This is a genomic window from Clostridium sp. (assembly GCF_030532265.1).
Taxonomy (GTDB): Bacteria; Bacillota; Clostridia; order Clostridiales; family Clostridiaceae; genus Clostridium.
This window is the reverse complement of record NZ_JAUNLM010000076.1, coordinates 1-6,704: the sequence shown is the minus strand read 5'-3', so window position 1 is coordinate 6,704 and position 6,704 is coordinate 1. Positions and strand designations below refer to the sequence as shown.

General features: G+C 26.0%; 7 protein-coding genes. 1 reads left to right on the top strand and 6 read right to left on the bottom strand.

Going from position 1 to position 6,704, the window contains the following annotated elements:
- Together polA and glsA are read right to left on the bottom strand one after the other, a co-directional pair.
- Positions 1 to 2,022, bottom strand: a 2,022-nt coding sequence (gene polA, locus Q4E08_RS11120; RefSeq protein ID WP_303130973.1) for a DNA polymerase I, incomplete at its 3' end; no start/stop codon positions are given.
- A 99-nt stretch (positions 2,023 to 2,121) separates the two neighbouring features.
- Positions 2,122 to 3,039 (bottom strand): glutaminase A, encoded by a 918-nt coding sequence (gene glsA / locus Q4E08_RS11115; RefSeq protein WP_303130972.1) that lies wholly within the window; start codon positions 3,037 to 3,039, stop codon positions 2,122 to 2,124.
- Positions 3,040 to 3,211: 172 nt separating this feature from the next.
- Between glsA and Q4E08_RS11110 the strand changes: the two genes are divergently transcribed.
- Entirely contained in the window at positions 3,212 to 4,447 is a 1,236-nt protein-coding gene (locus tag Q4E08_RS11110) for an aminopeptidase (RefSeq protein WP_303130970.1), read from the top strand.
- 37 nt (positions 4,448 to 4,484) lie between these two features.
- On the opposite strand, the gene Q4E08_RS11105 is transcribed toward Q4E08_RS11110, so the two are convergent.
- The 4 genes from Q4E08_RS11105 to Q4E08_RS11090 all read right to left on the bottom strand — a co-directional run bounded on the left by Q4E08_RS11105 (position 4,485) and on the right by Q4E08_RS11090 (position 6,572).
- Positions 4,485 to 4,955, bottom strand: a complete 471-nt coding sequence (locus Q4E08_RS11105; RefSeq protein WP_303130968.1) for a DUF3284 domain-containing protein — start codon at positions 4,953 to 4,955, stop codon at positions 4,485 to 4,487.
- A gap of 29 nt (positions 4,956 to 4,984) precedes the next feature.
- The gene (locus tag Q4E08_RS11100) at positions 4,985 to 5,293 is read right to left on the bottom strand and encodes a hypothetical protein (RefSeq protein ID WP_303130967.1); all 309 of its coding nucleotides are present in this window, start codon (positions 5,291 to 5,293) and stop codon (positions 4,985 to 4,987) included.
- Between the two features lie 70 nt (positions 5,294 to 5,363).
- Positions 5,364 to 6,248 carry a LysR family transcriptional regulator gene (locus Q4E08_RS11095; RefSeq protein WP_303130965.1) on the bottom strand — a complete coding sequence of 295 codons (885 nt, stop codon included), beginning with the start codon at positions 6,246 to 6,248 and terminating at the stop codon, positions 5,364 to 5,366.
- A 27-nt stretch (positions 6,249 to 6,275) separates the two neighbouring features.
- Positions 6,276 to 6,572, bottom strand: coding sequence for a hypothetical protein (locus Q4E08_RS11090; protein WP_303130963.1), 297 nt, complete (start codon positions 6,570 to 6,572; stop codon positions 6,276 to 6,278).
- Positions 6,573 to 6,704: the final 132 nt, after the last annotated feature.

The window sequence follows — 6,704 nt, the reverse complement described above, 5'->3', positions numbered from 1 at the left end:
TGCTGTTTTTGTATGAATATCACTATGATGTTTAAATGCATTTATCATATTTTCATCACCACTTATATGAGCTAAAACTCTAAGTTCTATTTGTGAGTAATCTGCTGATAAAAGCTTATCTGTTTTATTTTTAGTTATAAAAATCTTTCTAATTTCTCTTCCCATTTCATATCTTATAGGAATATTTTGTAGGTTAGGTTCTGTACTTGATAATCTTCCTGTTGTTGTTACAGTTTGATTAAATGTACTATGAATAGCGCCATCTACATCTATTAATGGCTTCATTCCCTCAACATATGTTGAATTTATTTTACTTATTTGCCTATAGTAAGTTATTTTATCTATTATAGGATGTTTATCTCTAAGCTTTTCTAAAACATCTGCATTAGTTGAATATCCTGTCTTTGTTTTTTTAATAACAGGTAAATCTAATTTTTCAAACAATATTTTTCCAAGTTGCTTTGGAGAATTTATATTAAATTCTATATCAGCCATTTCATAAATTTCTTTTTGGACTATATCAATTTCTTTCTTAAACTTAACCGCTAATTCATCTAAAATTGTTTCATCAACTTCAAAACCTTCGTCCTCCATTGATGCAAGCACATATATAAGCGGATGTTCAACATTATAATAAAGTTCTTCCATTTTTTCTTCTTTAATCTTATCTACTAAAATTTTATATAATGTTTCTATATAAGCTGCTCCATATTTTAATTCATCTTCGCCCTTTTGAATTTCATCACCTACATACGTCATAATAACATCACTTAAAGGATATTGACCTTTTGAAGAATCTATAATGTAAGAAGCAATTGCTGTATCAAATTCAAATCCATTTATTTTTATATTAATTTTATTTAAAGCTTTTATTAGAGATTTACCATCATGTATAACTTTTATCTTATCTTTATTTTCAAAAAACTCTTTTAATATAGAAACTATTTTTTCTTCATCATCCTTTATAAGTTCATCAAAATTAACTATAGTTGTTGAATTATTATTTCCAAAATATAATGCTTTAAGTTTTCTATTTGAATTTAATGAAGATTCAAATATACTATACGCTATGTAATAAGTTTTATTATCCTTTAAAAACTTACTTAATTGCTCTTGTGAATTAATTACTTCATAATTTATTTCTTTAGTTTCCTCATCTTCTCCAATAAATTTTGCTAAAGAAGATTTCATTTGAAGTTTTATTAATAATTCTTTTAATCCACTTTTATTCATCTCTTCTACATTTTTTATATCCTCAATTATATTATCTAGTGGAACCTCAACCATTATTGTTGCAAGCTTTTTACTGAATATTGCCTGTTCGCTATAAGTTTCAAGATTTTCTTTTAATTTTTTACCACTAATACTATCTATATTATTTAATACACCTTCAACAGAACCATATTCTTTTATTAATTTATAAGCTGTCTTTTCTCCAACACCTGGCACTCCTGGTATATTATCAGATTTATCACCCATAAGACCTTTTACATCTATAAATTGAGTTGGAGTAACTCCAAATTCTTCAATAAACTGTTCTTTATTGTATTGTGCTGTTTCTGATACACCTTTTTTTGTTATAATTACATTTATGTTATTATCAGCAAGTTGAAGAGCATCTTTATCTCCTGTAACTATAAATACTTCCATTCCTTCTTTTGCCGCAAGCTTTGCTGTAGTTCCTATAATATCATCAGCTTCAAAACCTTCAATTTCATATATTTTTATTCCAAGAAGCTTAAGCATTTCCTTAATAATCGGAAATTGTTCTGCAAGCTCTTCTGGCATCTTTTTTCTTCCAGCCTTATAATCATCATACTCTTTATGTCTAAAAGTTGGAGCTTTTTTATCAAAAGCCGCAACTATATAATCTGGATTTATATCCCCCTTCATTTTTAATAACATATTTGTAAATCCATATATAGCGTTAGTGTGAACCCCTTCACTATTTGTAAGAGGTGGTAACGCATAAAAGGCTCTATTCATCAATGAATTTGAATCTAATATAAGTAATTTCTTCATACTTTCCTCCAAACTTAAGAAAATTTCTCTATCTTTCATTATTAATTATGTCCTAGCTTCATTTTGCTATAACCTTAATTTTTAAAATACACTTTATAATTAAAAAATACTAAGATCTAATTCTTTTGCTAAATCCTCTAAAATTTTAAGACCTGCAATACTATTTCCTTTTTCATCCAATGCAGGACCATATACTCCTATTCCCATTCTTTTAGGAACAGCTCCAACTATTCCTCCACCAACTCCACTTTTAGCTGGTATTCCTATTCTAACCGCAAATTCCCCTGATGCATCATACATACCGCAAGTAACCATTATAGATTTAACTATTCTGCATATTTTCTTATCTACTAATTTTTCCCCACTCCATGGAATTATTCCATCATTTGCCAGAACAGCTCCAAGTCTAGCTAAATCTTTTGCATTGGCTTCAATTGAACATTGCCTAAAATAAAGATCTAAAATTTCTTCAACATTTCCCTCTAATATGCCACTGCTTTTCATAAAGTAAGCTAATGCTCTATTTCTATTTCCTGTTAACTTTTCTGATATATATACTTCTTCATTTATCTTTATATTAGGATTATTTGTAGCTTTCTTCATAAAATCTATAAGTTTTTTTAGTTTTTCTTCTTCTGTTTCACCTTTAATAAGTGATGTAGTAACTATAGCTCCAGCATTAATCATTGGATTATAAGGTCTTCCCGTTTCTGTAGTTTCAAGCTTAACTATAGAATTAAAGCCTTCTCCAGTTGGTTCAACATTTACTTTTTTAAAAACATCTGTCATTTTATTATCACTAAGTGCTATCATTAAACTAACAATTTTAGATATACTTTGTATTGTAAAGTTTTTATCGCAATTTCCTGCAAAACTTTCTTTACCATCTAAGTCTACTACAGCTATACCTAAATCATTTACATCAGCCTTAAGTAAAGCGGGAATATATGAAGCAAGCTTTCCTTCCTGTCCGTAGATTTTATTTTTTTCTACTAATGTTTGTAGAATATCTGTCAAATTAAAGCCCTCCATTCTCATATAATAATAAATTCAAGTAAATATATTATATTACTTATCATAAACAGTTACAAGAAATATGCTTTTTCTTTGTTTACAGATTGTTTTTTGTATAGTATTTACTTTTTATAGTAAAATAATAGAAAATAAAACTTTAGGAGGTATTTAAAATATGAAAAATTTTGATGACCTATTAAGAAAATACGCCAATCTAGTTATAAAAAAGGGTGTTAACATTCAAGAAGATGGACTTCTATTTATTAATTCACCAATTGAATGTTCAAACTTTGCAAGATTACTAGCAGAAGAAGCCTTTAAAGCATCAGCAAAAGATGTATATATAAATTATTCTGATGAACTATTTACAAAAATACGTTTTAAAAATGCTTCTGAAGAAACTTTATCAAAAATTCCTCAATATGAAATAGATAAATATAATTATTTTACTGATAATGGTGCTTCATTTATTTCAATATCAGCAAGTGACCCTTCATTATTTAAAGGCATTGATTCAAAAAAAATAAGTTCTGCAAGTAAAGCAAGAAGTATAGCGCTTAGAAATTATTCAGATAAACTTATGAATAACGAAAATGCTTGGTGCGTAATATCAATGCCAACTAAAGCATGGGCTTCTAAAATATTCAATGATGTTTCAGAAGATGAAGCAGTAGAAAAACTTTTTGAAGCTATCTTTAATGTAATGAGACTTAATTCAGAAGATCCTATTACTGAATGGACAAATCATTCTAATAACTTAAAATCTAATATGAAAAAACTTCAAAATTATAATTTTGATAAATTAATTTTCACAAATTCATTAGGAACTAATTTAGAATTATCTCTAGCTCCAAATCACATATGGTGTGGAGGATCTGATATTACTAAAGATGGTGTTGAATTTATAGCAAATATGCCTACTGAAGAAATATTTACAACACCAAAAAGAAATGGAGTAAACGGAACTGTTTATTCAACTAAGCCATTAAACTATGGTGGAAATTTAATAGATAATTTTTCATTTACATTTAAAGATGGAAAAATAATAGATTTTACTGCTGAAGAAGGATATGATTCATTAAAAGAATTATTAGATACAGATGAGGGTTCAAGATATCTAGGAGAAGTTGCATTAGTTCCTTATAATTCTCCAATTTCTAATTCAAATATATTATTTTTTAATACTTTATTTGATGAAAATGCATCATGTCACTTAGCTATCGGAAAAGCTTATCCTTCATGTATAAAAAATGGTGAACAAATGAATGACAAAGAACTTTTAAATGCTGAATCTAACATATCATTAACTCATGTAGATTTTATGATTGGATCAAAAGATTTAGACATAATTGGAATAACTAAAGAAGGTAATAAAGTTCAAGTTTTTAAAAATGGTAATTTTGCAATATAAATAAAAAAGTTGGCCTAATTTATAGGTCAACTTTTTTTTATTTATTAACATCTTCTTTTTTTACACTTTTTTGAACTCTTTCATCATAACTTTGTATTTCAAATTCAAGTCCACTAACTAAATGGTTAAACTTATTTGTAATTCTTTTTCTAAATAATATATTTTGTAAAAATGCATTAATACCCGAAAATACTCCTGTTGTATTATCATTTTCCTCTAAAGAAAATAATGTTTTATTATCTTTTGATTTTTCAAAACGGTATGTTGAAATACACATAAGCTTATCTCTCACAGAAGTTATTTGATAAAGCTTATCTTTTTCATATGCCGTTACTTCAACCCTAATATTTACTGTTCTTTGTGAACCTGATTTAATCTTTTTATTAGCTTTTGCTCCTAAAGGATTCTTTTCATTAAATTTTGGAAAATCCTTTTTTGCAGTTTTTATAAAAACTTTAAAAACCTTTTCTAAAGGATAATCCAATTCTACTGTTTTTTTAAATCCCATATAAAATTCCTCCTAAAAATAAGAACTATTTATAGGTATTTATTTATTAGAGGCATAACTTTCTCAATTCTTTTTAGTCCAAAATCTACTGGCCTTAATTCTATATATGGAAGTTTATTCTTTTCTAATTCAAGCTTTATTTGTTCTTCTACTAACATCATCTCTGGAGATATTAAAACAACATTTATATCTTCGGTTTTTATATATCTATTCATGTTTTCTTCATTAGAAAATATATAATTTAATACCATACCATTTTCATTTGTGTATTTTTCAAGAGCTTTCTTAAACTCTTTAGCTTGTCCAGTTCCCCTCGATAAAATTAATACCTTCCCCATTTACACCCTCATTTCCATTTATTGTTAATGTAATTATACATTATGAGGTCTATTAAATTCAATAAGTCTTTTACATATTTTTTTCTTTAGCTTTATCTATAAAAAGTTTCATATTATTACTTATAAATTTATCTTTATGTATTATAAGATTTAAATTTCTCTTTATCTTATTTTTATTAAATGTTAATTTACTTATTTTTTTACTTTGCATTTCATCTTTTATACATTGACTTGATATACAACCAATTCCAAGTCCTGCTTCAACACTCTTTTTAATAGCTTCAGTACTTCCAAGTTCCATAAAAATATTATAATCTATATTATTATCTTTTAAATATTTTTCAACAATTTCCCTTGTTCCACTACCTAATTCCCTCATAATAAATTTCTCTTTAGTTAAAGCAAGCTTACTTATATATTCTATCTCTTCCCATTTTGTATTATATTTCTTTATAAATACAAGTTCGTCTTCCCAAAAATTTTCATAAATAATTTCTTCTGAATGTACTTTTCCTTCAACAAATGCAAAATCTATTTTATTTTCTAAAATTAGCTGCTCTATTTTTTCAGTATTTTCTATTATAAGTGATATCTCTATTCTTTCATTATTTTCAACAAAATCTTTTATGATATCAGGAAGGATATATATTCCTATAGTTGTGCTTGCTCCTATAACAATTTTTCCTTCATTATTATTATTTATATTTCTAACTTTATTTAATCCTTCATCATAAAGATTCAAAACTCTCCTTACATAATTTAAATATACTTCGCCTTCATAAGTTAAACTCAATCTCTTTCCTATTCTGTCAAACATTTTAACACCAATTTCATCTTCTAATTCTTGTATAGCTTGACTAACTGATGGCTGACTTATATACAATGCTTTTGCTACTTTAGTCATATTCAATGTCTGAGCTGTTTCATAAAATATTTTTAACTTTCTAAAATTCACGCCATCACCTCTTAAATTAACTACATCTTATTTTTTATCATCTACTTCTTCATAATCAACATCTATTGCTTTTGATGGATCCTCAAAATCATCATCAAATATACCATCATCATTTATATTTGAATAATTATCATCTGATTGATTACTATAAGTATCACTTGTTTTTTTATTTCTATTTATATAACCATTAACCTTACTGATAATCCAAAGTGCCAAAATCAATAAAATCATATAAGGTAATATCTTTATAAACAATTTAAATATTGCTGAAATTATAAGTATAACTATAATAAAATAAAGTATTGTCTTAAAATTTTTATTCATCTTCTCATTCCTTTTTATTTTCATTTTGTACTATTATACAGTTTAATTGTTAAGTAATAAAGATGTTTATTTTTCAAATATATTAACATTACAAACTACAATATAATTATAATTTTAATATATTTATATTTT